Annotated in this window: 14 protein-coding genes; 3 read left to right on the forward strand and 11 right to left on the reverse strand. The window is 74.5% G+C overall.

The window, feature by feature from the left end:
* Positions 1–170 precede the first annotated feature (170 nt).
* Positions 171–1,502 carry an MFS transporter gene (locus tag ABD994_RS21665; protein ID WP_345419967.1) on the forward strand — a complete coding sequence of 444 codons (1,332 nt, stop codon included), beginning with the start codon at positions 171–173 and terminating at the stop codon, positions 1,500–1,502.
* A 6-nt stretch (positions 1,503–1,508) separates the two neighbouring features.
* Here the strand turns inward: ABD994_RS21665 and ABD994_RS21670 are convergent, their stop codons facing one another.
* From ABD994_RS21670 to glf, 6 genes are all read right to left on the reverse strand, one after another.
* Positions 1,509–2,168 (reverse strand): hypothetical protein, encoded by a 660-nt coding sequence (locus tag ABD994_RS21670; RefSeq protein WP_345419970.1) that lies wholly within the window; start codon positions 2,166–2,168, stop codon positions 1,509–1,511.
* A gap of 48 nt (positions 2,169–2,216) precedes the next feature.
* Complete coding sequence (locus tag ABD994_RS21675) at positions 2,217–2,816, reverse strand: DinB family protein (RefSeq protein WP_345419973.1); 600 nt, start codon at positions 2,814–2,816, stop codon at positions 2,217–2,219.
* A 94-nt stretch (positions 2,817–2,910) separates the two neighbouring features.
* Entirely contained in the window at positions 2,911–4,947 is a 2,037-nt protein-coding gene (locus tag ABD994_RS21680) for a glycosyltransferase (RefSeq protein ID WP_345419976.1), read from the reverse strand.
* A complete protein-coding gene (locus tag ABD994_RS21685) occupies positions 4,944–5,729 on the reverse strand; it encodes a hypothetical protein (RefSeq protein ID WP_345419979.1) in 786 nt (261 codons plus the stop codon). The genes ABD994_RS21680 and ABD994_RS21685 overlap by 4 nt, the downstream gene beginning before the upstream one ends.
* A 30-nt stretch (positions 5,730–5,759) precedes the next feature.
* Positions 5,760–6,029, reverse strand: coding sequence for a hypothetical protein (locus ABD994_RS21690; protein WP_345419982.1), 270 nt, complete (start codon positions 6,027–6,029; stop codon positions 5,760–5,762).
* A gap of 88 nt (positions 6,030–6,117) precedes the next feature.
* The gene (gene glf / locus ABD994_RS21695) at positions 6,118–7,314 is read right to left on the reverse strand and encodes a UDP-galactopyranose mutase (RefSeq protein ID WP_345419985.1); all 1,197 of its coding nucleotides are present in this window, start codon (positions 7,312–7,314) and stop codon (positions 6,118–6,120) included.
* A gap of 54 nt (positions 7,315–7,368) precedes the next feature.
* On the opposite strand from glf, the gene ABD994_RS21700 reads away from it, so the two are divergent.
* On the forward strand, positions 7,369–7,809 hold the full coding sequence (locus tag ABD994_RS21700; protein ID WP_345419988.1) for an SRPBCC family protein: 441 nt from the start codon (positions 7,369–7,371) through the stop codon (positions 7,807–7,809).
* On the opposite strand, the gene ABD994_RS21705 is transcribed toward ABD994_RS21700, so the two are convergent.
* A complete protein-coding gene (locus ABD994_RS21705; RefSeq protein ID WP_345419990.1) occupies positions 7,806–9,230 on the reverse strand; it encodes an amidase in 1,425 nt (474 codons plus the stop codon). The two genes, ABD994_RS21700 and ABD994_RS21705, sit on opposite strands and share 4 nt — an antisense overlap.
* Positions 9,231–9,334: 104 nt before the next feature.
* Here ABD994_RS21705 and ABD994_RS21710 point away from each other — a divergent pair, with 104 nt between their 5' ends.
* Positions 9,335–10,309 (forward strand): helix-turn-helix transcriptional regulator, encoded by a 975-nt coding sequence (locus ABD994_RS21710; protein WP_345419992.1) that lies wholly within the window; start codon positions 9,335–9,337, stop codon positions 10,307–10,309.
* On the opposite strand, the gene ABD994_RS21715 is transcribed toward ABD994_RS21710, so the two are convergent.
* The 4 genes from ABD994_RS21715 to ABD994_RS21730 all read right to left on the reverse strand — a co-directional run.
* Positions 10,295–11,425 (reverse strand): alpha/beta hydrolase, encoded by a 1,131-nt coding sequence (locus ABD994_RS21715; RefSeq protein ID WP_345419994.1) that lies wholly within the window; start codon positions 11,423–11,425, stop codon positions 10,295–10,297. The two genes, ABD994_RS21710 and ABD994_RS21715, sit on opposite strands and share 15 nt — an antisense overlap.
* A complete protein-coding gene (locus ABD994_RS21720) occupies positions 11,422–12,864 on the reverse strand; it encodes an amino acid permease (protein WP_345419997.1) in 1,443 nt (480 codons plus the stop codon). The genes ABD994_RS21715 and ABD994_RS21720 overlap by 4 nt, the downstream gene beginning before the upstream one ends.
* Positions 12,861–13,388, reverse strand: coding sequence for a hypothetical protein (locus ABD994_RS21725; protein WP_345420000.1), 528 nt, complete (start codon positions 13,386–13,388; stop codon positions 12,861–12,863). The genes ABD994_RS21720 and ABD994_RS21725 overlap by 4 nt, the downstream gene beginning before the upstream one ends.
* Positions 13,385–15,283, reverse strand: a 1,899-nt coding sequence (locus tag ABD994_RS21730; protein ID WP_345420003.1) for a bifunctional lysylphosphatidylglycerol flippase/synthetase MprF, incomplete at its 5' end; no start/stop codon positions are given. The genes ABD994_RS21730 and ABD994_RS21725, both read right to left, overlap by 4 nt.

Below are 15,283 nucleotides of genomic sequence, written 5' to 3' on the forward strand. Positions count from 1 at the left end.
GCCCGGCACAGCCCGTGTCCGCTGCCCCCAGAGCGAACGGGATGGCCAGGCGTCGAACGGCGGTCGGACAGCGGTGGGTGGTCACCTCTGCGCCGCCGGCACTCACGAGGAGCGGCTACCCGCCCGTTCGGAGCAAGCGCGACTGCCCTGCGTGTCGCTACGGTGCGCGCGTGTCGTCCTCGACCGCGCCCGCCGGGTCCACCGTCCGCTTCGGGCGTTCCCTCGCCGCGTGGGCCGCGTGGGACTGGGGCTCGGCCGCGTTCAACCACATCGTCACGACGTTCGTCTTCACCGTCTACCTCACCGGCAGCGTCGCGGCCGACGAGGCCTCGGGGTCGAGCGCGCTCGCCACGGCGATCACGATCTCCGGGATCCTCGTCGCGCTCGTCGCGCCCGTGTACGGCCAGCGCAGCGACGCCGCGGGCGCGGAGGTCGGCCGGCAGCGCCGCCTCGGCTGGCTCACCGCCGTGATCATCCTGTGCACGGCGTTGATGGCGTTCGTCGCGCCCGCGCCGTCCTGGCTGCTGTGGGGCCTGCTCCTGCTCGGCGTGGGCACATTCGCCTACGAGCTCGCGCAGGTCGAGTACAACGCGATGATCTACCGCCTCGCGCCGCCCGGGCGGACGGGGCGCGTCTCGGGCATCGGGTGGGCCGCGGGCTACGTCGGCGGCATCGTGCTGCTGCTGATCTGCTTCGTCCTCTTCCTCGCCGACAGCCCGCTCATCACCCTGCCCGGCGAGGGCACCGCCGTGCGCGTCGTGGTCCTCGTCGCGGCCGTCTGGTTCGCGGTCTCGACCATCCCGGTGCTGCGGATGCGCTTCCCGTTCCCGGCGCCGCCCGGCGACACCGAGGCGGCCGTGGGCTGGGCCGCGTCGTACCGGCTGCTGTTCCGGCGGCTCGGCGCGCTCTACCGCGACGACCGGCACCTCCTGGGCTTCCTGGTCTCGAGCGCGGTCTACCGCGACGGGCTGACGGCCGTGTTCACGTTCGGCGGCGTGCTCGCCTCGGGCACGTTCGGGCTGACGCCCGGGGACGTCATCATCTTCGCGATCGTCGCCAACATCGTCTCCGCGGTGGGCGCGCTGATCGGCGGCTGGCTCGACGACCGCGTCGGGCCGAAGATCGTGATCCTCGTCTGCCTCGCGGCCCTCGTCGTGACGGCCGCCGGCATGCTGTTCGCGTCCGGGCCGACCGCGTTCTGGATCGGCGGGACGTTCCTGTCGCTGTTCGTGGGGCCGGCGCAGGCGTGCTCGCGCAGCTACCTGGTCCGCATCGTGCCGCCGGGGCGCGAGGGCGAGCTCTTCGGTCTCTACGCCACGACCGGCCGGGCCGTCAGCTTCCTCGCGCCTGCGCTGTTCGCCCTGTTCATCACGATCTTCGGCGCGCAGCGCTGGGGGATCCTCGGGATCGGGATCGTCCTGCTGCTCGGGTTCGTCATGCTGCTCCCGGTCCGCGCCGTGGCGGGCCGGGCGGCGGCCGGCGAGGCCGCCGTCCGGGTGTGACCCGGCTCAGGCGAGCCGGGCGCCCAGCCACCGGATGAGCCGCGAACCGAACTCGCCGACGAGCAGCCAGAACACCGCCGCCAGCCCGTAGTTCACCACCACGGCGAACGACGGGTCGCTGATGAGGAACAGGTCGCGGAACGCGAACACGACGGCGTCGGCCACCCCGCCGATGAGCTGCGCGACGCCGTTCTGCGGGTTGACCCCGACCAGCACCAGCACGATGTAGGCCACGAGCACCACGGCCAGGACGAACGCGACGATGCGCACCACCGACGCCAGGATCCGGGCGATCCGCCACACCAGGTCGCCGACGTCGATCGGGGGGCGCTGCCGGTGGCCCTCCGGAGCGTGGGTGTCCACACCGTGCGGCTGCTGTGTGCGCTCCGTCGGCGCCTCGGAGGGCTGCTGCCGGGACTGCTGCTGGGACTGCTGCTGGGACCGCTGCTGGGTCTCGTGCTGCTGCGTCTCCTGCTCGGACCCGCCCTGCCCGGAGGACTCCTCCTGCGAGGACGACCCCTGCGACGAGGACGACCCCTGCGAGGACTGCTCCTGCGACGACGACTCCTGCGAGGACTGCTCCTCGGCCGACCCCTCCCGCTGTGCGGACTCCTCCTCCGAGGACTCCCGCTCCGACGACTGCTGCGTCCCGGCCTGCTCCGTCACGCCCGGCATGATGGCACCGGATGCGCGACGGAGCTGACCCGGTCGGCCCTACATGGACGTGGCGCCGTCGATGTGCTCGCGCAGCATGTCGGCGTGGCCGGCGTGCTGGGTGGTCTCGGCGATGATGTGCAGCAGCACCCGCCGCACCGACCACGTCGTGCCCGGCTCGTGCCACGGGGCCTTCGGCAGCGCGAAGCGCCGGTTCAGGTCGGGGATCGACGCCAGCGTCCGCTCCGTGCGGGCCGCCGTCTCGTGGTAGGCCGCGACGACGCCCGCGAGCGTCTCGCCCGGCAGGAGCCTGAACTCGTTCTCGCGCTCGACGAGCCAGTCCGGCTTCTCGTCGAGGCTCGCGATCCAGCCCTCGAAGTCCTCGAGCGTCATGCCGTCGGGCAGCACCACGTCGTCCTCGGGCTGCGGGCCGTCGACCGCGAACCGCATCCACCCCTCCTCGACCTTCGTGACGTGCTTGATCAGCCCGCCGAGGGTGAGCTGGGAGACGGTCGGGCGGGAGGCCGCCTGCTCGTCGGTGAGGTCGCGCGTCGGGAAGACCATCCAGTGCCGGGCCTGGGCCAGCTCGGCGAGGATGTCGGCCCGCTCGTCGGCGTCGGTGCTGGTCATGGCGGTCTCCTGCGCGGCGGTCGTGGTCATCGGGGCCTACCTTCCTCGTCGTCCCTGATGCCGTGGACGCTACGGAGGGAGGCGGACAGGTCCGGTCCTCCTCTACCGCCGACGAGCAGGAACGTCAGCGGAAGCGGTCGAAGACCTGCTCGCGCCAGGCCTCGCGGCTGACGAGCTCGCCCATGCCGGCCCGGTAGCGCTCGCGCAGCGCCGGCCAGGCCTTGCCGACCTCGGTGTGCAGGCGCACCGACTCGCGCAGCATCGACCAGAACATCTCCCGGTCGCGCTTGCGGAACGTCACGCCCGACCCGTCGGACGTCGTCACCGCGGCGCCGTCGAGGCGCGAGAGCAGGAACCACTGGCCGTGCTCCGCGGGCACGTCACGCTGCGGGCGCTCGTGCGCCCGGGGGTCGACGGGCTTGAGCTGGTGGGCCAGGCCTCGGGCGAGCGAGGCGATCTGGGCGACCTTGTTCGTCGGCGGCTTCGGCCACAGCTGGGCCTCGCGGGCGCCGATGTCGGGGTGCGGGAGGTCGCCGGCGTCGCGGTGGACGGTGCCGTCGGGGAACTCGGCGCGGGTGGCGCGCACGGCCCCCAGCGCCGTCGGCAGCGACCCGAACAGCGCCTTCGGCCCGGAGAGGAAGTCGCGCATCGCCATGTGGTGCAGCGCGATCGTCGAGTACTCGAGCAGGAACAGGTGGCGCAGCGTCCGCTTGAGCGAGTCGGCGAGCATCGCGCGCGGGTTGTCCGGGCCGTGCAGCGCGCCCACGACGAGCCGGTTGCGGACGTGGAAGTAGGCCTGCCAGTCCGAGCTGTCGTCCTTCTCGACGAACGACATGTGCCAGATCGCCACGCCGGGCACGGTGGCCGTCGGGACGCCGTGGCTCCCCGCGCGCAGCCCGTACTCGCAGTCGTCCCACTTGATGAACAGCGGCAGCGGCAGCCCGATGCGCTCGGCCACCGTGCGGGGGATCAGGCACATCCACCAGGCGTTGTAGTCGACGTCGACGCGCCGGTGCATCCAGAGCGTCTCGCGCAGCGAGTCGACGGCGAAGTCGTGGTCGTCGGCCGTGTGCGGCGCGATCTGCCAGAAGAAGGTGCCGCGGTCGACGACCTCGCCCATCGCGTGCAGGTGCGACCGCGCCTGCAGCGAGAGCATCTGGCCGCCGACGAGCATCTCCTGCCGCGCGAAGCGCGAGAACGCGAGCGCCCGCAGCACCGAGTCGGGCTCGAGGACGACGTCGTCGTCCATGAACAGGACGTGCTCGCAGTCGGTGTTCTCCAGCGCCTCGTACATGATGCGGGCGTAGCCGCCGGACCCACCGAGGTTGGGCTGGTCGATGATCCGCAGCCGGTCGCCCAGCGCCGCGGCGGCCTCGTCGAACCCGGCCTGGTCACGCACCTTCGACGACCCCTGGTCGGGGATGATCACCGCGGTGAGGGCGTCGCGGACCAGCGGGTCCTCACCGAGCGCGCGCAGCGTCGCGACGCAGTCCGAGGGACGGTTGAACGTCGGCATCCCGACGGTCACCGCGGCCCGGCCGGGGGCCTCCTGGTCGGCGAACCACCCGCCGGAGACCAGCTCGAGCGCGTCGGCGTCGCTGGAGAGGTCGAACCAGACCCAGCCGCCGTCGCCGAACGGCGTCAGCGACACGGGGACGACGACCTCGGTCTCGGTGTCGCTCCCGGTGTCCACCAGCTCGCCGGCCAGGTGCACGGCGACGCCCTTGGCCGTCGAGCGGTAGACGTCGACGCGCCCGTGCCCGCGCATCCGCAGGCGCAGCGTCACCGACCCGAGCACCGACCAGCGCCGCCAGTACGCCGCGGGGAAGGCGTTGAAGTACGCGGCGAACGAGACCTCGCTGCGCTCGGGCAGCCGCACGCCGGTGCGGGAGACCACCTCGGCCACGCGACTGCCGCCGCGGCGCACGTGCATGACGTACTCGTCGGCGGTCTCGTCGTAGGTGCCGGGGCGGTGCGCCGTGGGCGCCGTGGTCTTCACCGACGTCGCGGTGCCCTCGTCGAGGTACAGCGCGCGCACCGACGTCGGGTCGGCGGGGCGCGGGAGGATGACGCGCTGCAGCAGCGCCGACCCCGCCGGCCTGGCCGTCATCTCCACCGTCCCGGTGGCGCCGCTGCGCTTCTTCCCGACCGTGCTCGTCACGGGGACGACGGTAACCGCGCCGCCGCCTCGTCCCGGGGAGCACCCCGCACCCCGACGGGGTCGGTCGCCCGGAAGCGCACCGGCGGCCGGTGCGCGACGAACGTCGCCGCCCGGCCGGCCTCGTACTCCGCCGGCACGGCGTGCACACCGCCGTACTGCCCGATGTCGTCCGAGCGGCTGGCCCGCGGGATCACCACGCGCCGGCCCGTGGCGGCCAGCGTGCGGGCGATGCCGAAGTCGAAGCCGTTGCCGCCGCCGGGCTCGGGGGCGCGGGCGGCGGCGAACCAGGTCGGGTCGAGCACGTCGTGCCAGCGGTCGGCCCACGTCCCCCACACCCAGGGGCTGAACTCCCCGTCGGTGACGAGGTCGGACGGCTGGGGTGCGGGCAGGCGGGAGAAGGCGCACGCGGCCAGCACCGACGGGTCGTCGCGGCAGGTGGTCGCGGCCCAGGTGAGGAACTCGAGCACGTCGTCGGCCACGACGATGTCCTCCTCGGCCAGCACGACGAACGCCGCACCCCCGGCGAACCCGTGCGTCAGCGCCGCGTGCGGGTTGGCGAGCACGCCCCGGCGCTCGGGGTGGACGACGACCTCGGCGTCCGGGAACGCGCCGTCGATCACGGCGCGGCAGTCCGGCACCCGCGTGCCCGGCTCGACGAGGAACGCCGTGCGCCAGCGCCCGACGCCCCGCGCGCGGCGCCAGGAGGCGAGGGTCTCGGCGAGGTAGCCGGGCCGCTCGCCGGACACGGTGAACACGATCGCGGCGCCGTCGGGGAGGGTCACGCCGCCGGCAGTACCCGCTGCGGCGGGAGATCAGCAGACGAGCCCGGTCGGGCAGTTGTTCGGGTTGTACTCCGAGGGCCGTGACGACGGCGGCACGGTGGTGCGGTGCTCCGAGGTGGGCCGGGTGCCCGAGTGCTCGCCGGAGTGCTCGCTCGTGTGCTCGCGCTCCTCGCCACCACCACCGCCGCCACCGCTCGGCTCGGAGGTGTCGCAGGCCGACAGGGTCAGCACCGCGGCGCACGACAGCACCGCCAGGAGACCGGCGGCCGGACGGCGCCGCGACGTGGGGGGAGGGGGCACGGGGAGACCTCCGGGACGATGATCAACGCTGACGCGGTGACGCTACGCAATCATCGAGCCGGACGGAGCGGCCGAACGAGTGAGCCCTTCAGGTCTCGGCGAGGTCCGCGCCGTCGAACGAGGTGCCCTCGGTGAACCACGGCGCGATCCGGTTGTCGAACAGCGTCAGCGCCGAGCCGATGGCCATGTGCATGTCGAGGTACTTGTACGTGCCGAGGCGCCCACCGAAGAGCACCCGCCGGTTGGTCGCCTCCTTGCGGGCGAGCTCCCGGTAGCGCTCGAGCTTGGCGCGGTCCTCGGCGGTGTTGATCGGGTAGTACGGCTCGTCGCCGTGCTGGGCGAAGCGCGAGTACTCGCGCACGATCACCGTCTTGTCCTTCGGGTACGAGGTCCGCTCCGGGTGGAAGTGGCGGAACTCGTGGATGCGGGTGAACGGCACGTCGCGGTCGGCGTAGTTCATCACCGGGGTGCCCTGGAAGTCGCCGGTGGTGGTGAGGACCTCGGACTCGAAGTCCAGCGTGCGCCAGCCGAGCTCGCCCTCGCAGAAGTCGAAGTAGCGGTCGAGCGGGCCGGTGTAGACCGTCGGCACGTCGGCCGGCAGCTGGTCGCGGAGGTCGAACCAGTCGGTGTCGACGCGGACCTCGATGTTCGGGTGGTCGGCCATCCGCTCGAGCCACGCGGTGTAGCCGTCGACCGGCAGGCCCTCGTAGGTGTCCGAGAAGTACCGGTTGTCGAACGTGTAGCGCACCGGGAGCCGGGACACGATCGACGCCGGCAGGTCCTTCGGGTCGGTCTGCCACTGCTTGGCGGTGTAGCCGGCGAAGAACGCCTCGTAGAGCGGGCGGCCGACCAGCGCGACGCCCTTGTCCTCGAAGTTCTCGGCGTCCGCGACGTCGATCTCCGCGGCGTGCCCGGCGACCCACGCCCGCGCCTCGTCGGGGCTCATCGCGCGCCCGGCGTACTCGCAGATCGTCGCGAGGTTGACCGGCATCGGGTAGACGCGGCCCTCGTAGATCGTGAAGACGCGGTGCTGGTAGCCGGTGAAGTCGGTGAACCGGTTGACGTACTCCCACACGCGCGTGTTCGAGGTGTGGAACAGGTGCGCGCCGTAGCGGTGCACCTCGATGCCGGTCTCGGGGTCGGGCTCGGAGTAGGCGTTGCCGCCCAGGTGGCTGCGGCGCTCGACCACGAGGACGCGCTTGTCCAGCTCGGTCGCGGCCCGCTCGGCCACGGTGAGGCCGAAGAAGCCCGAGCCGACCACGACGAGGTCCGGATCCGCACCCATGCCACCGACGGTAGCCGGGACGGGTCGCCGGGCCCGGCACGGGTATCCGCCGACATGCCGACGATCGAGCGCACCGTCCACTCCCCCGCCCCGGTGGGGACCGTCCAGGCCTACCTGCGCGACTTCACCAACGCCGAGGAGTGGGACGCCGGGACGGTGTCCTGCGAGCCCGTCGACGACGGCCCGATCGCCATCGGCAAGCAGTGGCGCAACGTCTCGGAGTTCCGCGGCCGCGAGACCACGCTGATCTACACCCTCGAGCGCGACGAGCCCGGGCACCTCCGCATCGTCGGCCGGAACAAGACGGTGACCAGCGAGGACGACATGGTCCTCACCGCCGACGGCCCGGGGACCACGCTGACCTACACCGCGACCTTCACCTTCCACGGCGTCGCGAAGCTGGCCACCCCCCTGCTCGTCCCCGCGCTCGGGAACCTGGGCGACGAGGCGCAGAAGACCCTGCAGGAGGCGCTGGGGAAGCTCCCGGTCTCCTAGCCCGCCGGCGGGCGGTGCCCGGCCCATGGCGTCGCCCGCTCCAGGTCGCCGGCCAGCGCGAGCAGCGTCGACTCGTCGCCGTAGGGCGCCATCACCTGCACGCCGACCGGCCAGCCCTCCTCGGTGCGCCCGAGCGGCAGCGAGATCGCCGGGTTGCCGGTGACGTTGGACAGCGCGGTGAAGCCGGCCGTCGAGAAGATGTGGTCGTACCACCCGCGCGCGTCGCGGGAGGCGTCGTCCTGGTCCAGGTGCCCCAGCGGCGTGTTCGGCACGTTCATCGTGGGGGTGAGCACGACGTCGTAGCGCCGGTGGAACGCGGCCACGGCGCGGCGGGTCGCGTTGAAGACGCGGTCGGCGGCGTAGAGGTCGGTCGCCGACAGCTTCCGGCCGTACTCGGCGCAGGCGAGCGACGCGGCCTCGAGGACGTCCGGGCCGGGCTCGACCCCGAGCGCGGCCGCGAGGGTGTCGACGCCGTCGGCGAGGAAGCTCGTCCAGCCCACGAGGTTCGCGGCGTCGAACGCGGCGGCGTCCAGCTCCGGGGCCGCGACCTCCACCGCGTGGCCCAGGCCCTCGAGGGTGCGGGCCGCCGACTCGACGGCCGCGGTGCAGCGCGGGTCGACGCTCCCGCCGCCGGAGAACGGCGTCGTGCACACCGCCACCCGCAGCGGACGGCAACCGGCACCGACCTCGTCGGCGTACGGGCGCGGCGGGTCCGGCAGGAGGTAGCGGTCGCCGGGCTCGTGGCCGTGCACCGCGTCGAGCATCCCCGCGACGTCCCGGACGGTGCGCGCCAGGACGAACTCGATGCCCATGCCGAGCAGCGGGTCGGCGTAGTCCGGCCCCGGCGACGTCCGGCCCTGGCTCGGCTTGAGCCCGACCAGCCCGCACGCGGCCGCCGGGATGCGGATCGAGCCGCCGCCGTCGCTGGCGTGGGCGACCGGCACGGCGCGCGCGGCGACGAGGGCGGCCGAGCCGCCGGACGACCCGCCCGGGCTGCGCGTGGTGTCCCACGGGTTGCGCACCGGTCCCGTCGCGACCGGTTCGGTGGTCGCGTTGAAGCCCAGCTCCGGCGTCGCGGTGCGGGCGAGGGTCGCCAGCCCGGCGCGGCGGAAGCGGGTCATGAGGTGGGTGTCCGACGGCATCGGCACCCCGTCGCCGAGCAGCCGGCTCCCCGCGGCCTGGGGGACGCCCTCCGCGTGCAGGATCAGGTCCTTGATCACGAACGGGACGCCCGCGAACGGCCCGTCCGCGGCGTGGTCGAGCGGCGCGGCGAAGCGCTCGCCGACGACCGCGTTCAGCGGCGCGGCGGCGTCCAGCGCCGCGGCCGCGAGGTCGCGGACCTCGTCGGGCGTGACCTCGCCGTCGCGCAGGAGCGCGGCCAGGGCCGTCGCGTCGAGCTCGGCGTACTCCTCGGGTGTCATGGCCCGGATCGTTCGCCGGGCGGCCCGTGGGCACATCGGCCGGATGACCGATGCGCCGGTCGCACCCTGGTCGCGCGGGGGCCCGAGCCCGTAGCTTCCCGGACATGAGCGCGGTCGCGGCCGCCCGCGAGCTGCGGTCGTTCCTCCGGCGCCACGGCGGGCGCTCGCCGGGCGCCGCCGGCGCCGTGCTCGCGGCGCTGGGCGAGGTCGTGCCCGCCGACTGCGCCGCGCTCTCCGTCGCGGACCCCGTGACGGGTGGGCACCGCACCCTGGCCTCGACCTACCCCGCGGCGGTCACCGGCGTCATCGACACCCGCATGCACACCGACCGCCTCTTCGCGGTGGTGCGCGACGGGCGGCACGCCCTGCGGGTGCGCGACCTCGAACCGCGCCGGCGCCGCGGGGAGATCTTCGAGCGGATCATCGTCCCCCACGGTTTCCGCGACGGCGTCACGCTGTGCCTCGTCGCCGCCGACGGGCGCTACGTGGGCATGCTCAACGCCAGCACGCTCGACGCCCGCCACCCCGACGACGACGCGATCGCGCTGCTCGAGCTGCTCGGCCCCGACCTGGCGGCCGCGCTCGACCCCGTCCCGGCGCCCGCGGCGCGGACCGGGGCGCTCGGCGTCGACGGCACGGAGGGGCTGCTCGTCGAGCCCGCGGGCCGTGTCGTCGCCCTGTCGCCGGCGGCGCGCCCCGAGCTCGTGCGCCCACCGTCCCCGCTGGCCGGGCCGGTCGACGCGGCGGCGGCGGGCGGGCCCGCCCCCGGGCCCGTGCTGCTCGTGACGACGTCGGGCGAGGTCCTCGGGGTGGAGCTGCACCCGACGGCGCACGGGGTGCTCGTCCTGCACCGCGCGGCCGTGCCGCCGGCCGGGCTCACGGTGCGGGAGCTCGAGGTGCTCGACGGCGTCGGGCACGGCCTGAGCAACCCGGAGATCGCGCGCCGGCTGGGCGTCCGGCCGCGCACGGTCGCCACGCACGTCGAGCACCTGCTCGCCAAGACCGGCGCCCGCAACCGCGCCGCAGCCGCCCGCGCCGCCGCCCGCTGGGGCCTGCTGACCGGCTCAGGAGTCCTGTGACGGGCAGCCCCGCACGACCGGCCCCGCCCCGAGGCGGCCCGCCATCCACGGCAGCGAGTCCGCGAAGGCCCGGGAGAACACGTCGAAGGTGTGGGTGCCGCCGGGGACCACCACCGAGCACGTCGTGATCCCGGCCCGCTGGGCGGCGGGCACCAGGGTGCTCGCGGCCGCGGCGGGCTCGGGGTCCGCGTCGCCGACCTCGAACCAGCCGCCGAGCTGCGGGTAGCGGCGGGACGCGAGCAGCTGCGCGGGCTCGTGGGCCTCGAAGGCGGTCTGCGAGCCGCCGAAGAGCTGCGCGACGGCCGACGCCGTGTCGGCGTTGGTGTCGCCGGCGCGCGGGCCTGCCAGCCCGGCGTAGTCGCCGAACGTCTCGAACAGCTCGGGGTGGCGCAGCGCCAGCATCAGCGAGCACGAGCCGCCCTCGGACAGCCCGGCGACCGCCCACCGGCGCCCGGGCGGCGCGGCGTGGAAGACCTGCTCGAGGAACCGCGGCACGTCGACAGTCAGGTACGTCTCGACCCGCCCGCCCGGGCCGTCGACGCACTCGCTGTCACCGTCGACGGTGCCGTTGATGTCGGGCATGACGAGGATCGGCGCGCTGCCGCCGTGCGCCGCGGCGTACGCGTCGGCCGCGGCGCCCGCCCGGCCGCCGTCGAGCCAGTCCTGCGGCGTGCCCGGCGTGCCGTGCAGGAGCACGACCACCGGCATCGTCGGGCGCGGCCGGGCGAACCACGCGGGCGGCACCCACACCATCGCCGGGCGGCCCGCGAAGTCCGACGCGCGTCCCGGGATCGTCATGGTGGTGACGACGCCGCGGCTCGGCCGGTCCTTGCGCGCGAGCAGCGCCGCGAGCGCCACCTCGTCGGACGGCGGCAGCCCGAGCACGTCGCCGAGGGTGCGGAAGTAGTCGAAGTGGGCGTTGATCCCCGCTCCCGCCCCGATCAGCAGCAGCACCGTGGTGACGCCGGCGACGACGACCTTGCCCAGCCGGCTCAGGCGGTGGTGGTGGCGCAGCAGGAGCACCACCACGACCACGACCACCAGCGCCGCCAGGACGAACAGGCCCAGGAACGAGTCCGTCGTGATGTCGATCTCGCCGACGCTGTCGACGGTCACGCGGGCACCACCGCGGTCTCGTCGGGATCGGGATCGGGGTCGCCCGCGCGCCGGGCCCGCCGCCGCGCCAGGGCCGCGAACACGAACGGGGGCGCGGAGAGCACGCCGACCGCGGCGGCGAGCAGCACGACGTAGGTGAGCGTGTCGCCCGTCGCGAGCTGGCTGGGCGGGACGAACCCGAGCACGAACGCGAACACGCACCCGGCGAGCCCCACCCCGCCGACCAGCCAGACGCCGGGCAGCCCGCCCGGGATGCGGTAGGGCCGCGGGGTGTCGGGCTGGGTGTGCCGCAGCCGCACGACCGCGGCGAACATCAGCCCGTACATCACGATGACGATCTGGGCGGTCACGGCCGAGAGCATCCAGTACGACGTGCTGACGCTGGGCACCAGCAGGAACAGCAGGGTGAACACCGTGCCCGCCGCGCCCTGGATGAGCAGCAGGGCGACCGGGACCCCGCGGCCGTTGAGCCGCCCGAGCCGCGCCGGCAGGGTGCCGCCCTCGGCGACCGACGCGAGGCCGGTGGCGGGGCCCAGGATCCACGGCGCGAGGTGGGCGATGCCGCCGAAGGCGACGACGAGCGCGAGCGGGGCGACCGCCCAGCCCAGGCCGAGCCCGTCGAGCACCCGGCTGAAGAGCTCCATCGTCCCGAACACCAGGCTGATCTCGTTCGCCGGCACGATCATGGCCAGGAACAGGGAGCCGACCACCGAGAACACGACGATCACCGCGACCGACAGGCCGATGGCCCGCGGCACGTCCCGCCCGGGGTCGCGCGTCTCGCGGGCGTGGAAGCCCGCCATCTCCATCCCCGCGAAGAGCAGCACGATCCCGCCGAGGAACGCCATGTTGCCCCACTGCACGTCGGGCACCAGGGCGCCCGCCGAGAAGGGGATCTCGCTCGGGCGCCCCGAGGCCAGGTAGGCCGCGGCCAGCAGGACGACGCCCACCGCCGGGACGATCGAGCCGGCGATCGTGCCGACGCCGCCGATCCAGGTCGAGGTGCCGACGCCGCGCAAGCTGACCACCGTCGTCACCCAGAAGAACGCGAGCATGACGACCACGAGGAAGACCTGGTCGCTCGCCAGCGCCGGGTCGATCGCGAACGCGAGGCTCGCGGCCATGAACGACAGGACCGTGGGGAACCAGGCGACGTTCTCGGAGTAGTCGCACCACACCGCGAGGAAGCCCGCGCGCTCGCCGAACGCCTCGCGCACCCAGGCGTAGACGCCGCCGCTGCGCGGCCAGCCCGTCCCGAGCTCGGCGGCGACCATGGCGATCGGCACGAGGAACACGAGGATCGACAGGGCGAACAGCGCCAGCATCGCCCAGCCGTACTCGGCCATCACCGGCAGGTTGCGCACGCTGACGATGGCCGCGAGGTTGATCGAGGCGAGCCCGACCACCCCCAGACCGGCCGCCCGCCGCGGGCCGGTCACCGGGCCCCCGCCGCCCGCAGCGCGTCGACGAGACGCTGCGCGGTCGTGTCGTCGGACGTCCCGCGCACCACCACGGTGAGCTCTCCCGTCGTCAGGACCGTGGCCGACCCGCGCGGGCGGACCTGGCCCTCGATGCTGCGCGCGGCGGCGTCGCGGGCCGCGGTGTCGGCGAACCGGTCCACCTGGACCTCGGCCCGCCGGTCGCCGACGGCCGCGGGCGCCGCGCCCGCCGCCGCGCAGTCCTGGGCGACGACGAGCGTGCGCGACGCGACCGCGTTGGTCGCCCGCGGGTCGGGCAGGTCGGTGCTCTCGCAGACGGTCAGGCCGGCGGCGGTCGCCGTCGCGCCGACGGCGTCGAGCGCGCCGGGGCCCCGCGGCCCGCCGCGGGCGCGCTCGCCGCCCGCGGCGACGAACACGATCGTCAGCACCACCGCGAGGGCGGCGGCGATCAGCACGACGACGAGCACGACGTCGCCCGCACCGCCGCCGCGGGTGCGGCGCGGAGGGTGGTCGAGGACGCTCACGCGGCCGTCGCCGGGGCGTCCGGGACCACGCCCGAGGGCGACGGCGCGCCGCCGACGGCGGCGGGCACGAACATCGGCCCGAGCCCGGGCACCGCGAGGAAGCCCTCGGCGCCCGCGTAGAGCAGCCCGACCCGCGGCAGGTCCGCGGGGCTGCGGTAGGCGAGCACCCGCGGCAGCCACTGCGGGCCGAACTTCGCGTTGAAGTCGTGCAGCGAGCGGACCTGGAAGAACGGGTTGAGGACGCCGACCGCCCGCCGCGCCAGGCGCTGCGTGGCGGTGAACGGCACGTCGTCGGCGAACAGCCGCCCCCACATCGCGAAGTTCATCGACAGGCGCGTGACACCGCGCTCGCCCAGCGCCTGGGCGCTCTTCGCGATGAGGAACTCGGTCATCCCGTTCGGTGCGCCGGGGTCGTGGCGCATGAGGTCGAGCGTGTAGCCGAACGTCGTGCCGGTGGCCGGCCCGCCGTAGGCCGGGACGAGCCGCAGGAACCCGCCCGGGACGCCGTCGGCGTCGACGGCCACGCAGAGCAGGAAGTCGCGGTTGGCCTCGGCGCCGGTGACGTCCTGGGACAGCGACATCGTGAACCCGCGCTCCGGGTCCTTCCCGCGCCACTTCTCCGAGATCGCGTTGAGGGCGTCGATGAGCTTCGGTGACGCCGCCGTCTCGGCGACCATCTGGAACCGGTGGGTGCGCTCGACGCGGCGTACCGCGGCCCGGACGCTCTTGCGCTCCCGGCCCTCGAGCGTGAACGACGGGCAGTCGATGATCGCCTCGTCCCCGAGGTAGAACGACCGGAAGCCCCGGGAGGCGAGCAGCCCGCCCTCGCGGGTGTCCTCCTCGCGGGCCGCGAGGAACGCCGGTGTCCACGCCCGCTCCGCGCACATGGCCAGGAACTCGTCGACGACGGCGGGCAGCGACGCCTCGTCACCGATCGGGTCGCCGGCGGCGAGCGCGTAGCCCCCGAGGTAGGTGTAGGCGATCATCGCCCGGCCGTCGGAGCCGAAGAAGAAGCTCTTGTCGTCGCGCAGCGCGAACGCGGCCAGGGTGTCCCAGCCGTAGGTCTGCACGAGCGTCTCGGCGCGGGTCCAGTCGTCCCGGGTGTGCGGGTCGCGCGCCGTGAGCGGCCGGAACACCAGCACGAGCAGCACGACGAGCCCGACGACGCCGAGCCCGAGCAGCGCCGCCGGGAACGTCTCGGCGAACACCCGCCGCTCGAACGTGTACGGCCCGTCGAGGCCGACGAGCCCACCGAAGATCGTCTCCAGGCCGCCGCCGAGCGTCAGCGACGGCGTCATCCGGCCGCTCTGCAGGCCCAGCGAGACGAAGCCGAAGGCCAGCACGGCGCCGAGGTAGATCGGCACGAAGCGCACGAGCCGCAGCAGTGACGGCGGGTCGGCCGGCGCGCGGAAGTACCGGCGGGCCGCGACGAGCAGCACGAGCAGCACCACGCTGATGGCCAGGCCCACCTGGTGCGGGCCCTTGAGGACGTGCGCCAGCGCCGCGAGCGCCGACAGCGCCACCGCGACGCGCCAGGCCGTGCGCTTGCGCTTCGCGAGCTGGTCGGCGAGCAGCAGCAGGAGCAGGCCGATCGCGGCGGAGAGCACGTGCCCGGTGACCGCGAACCACGGCGGGACCAGGTCCAGCTCGACCCGCCGGCCGAGCCGCTCGTGGACGATCGGGAGGTGCACCAGCAGGTGCAGCAGGCCCGCCAGCGCCGTCAGGCCCGCGATCAGCGTGACCACCCAGGGCCGGCGGGGCGCGGCCTCGTCGTCCGGGGTCGGCGCCGGCGGGGGCACGGCGGTGAGGGCGGCACCGCCCGCTCCGGCAGCGACCGGGGCCTGCGGTGCCGCCGCGGCGAGCGCCGCCGCGGGCAGCGGCGTCGGCGGCAGCAC

Origin of the sequence: Actinomycetospora chlora (genome assembly GCF_039542135.1) — a bacterium.
In the GTDB taxonomy this organism is placed as follows: domain Bacteria; phylum Actinomycetota; class Actinomycetes; order Mycobacteriales; family Pseudonocardiaceae; genus Actinomycetospora; species Actinomycetospora chlora.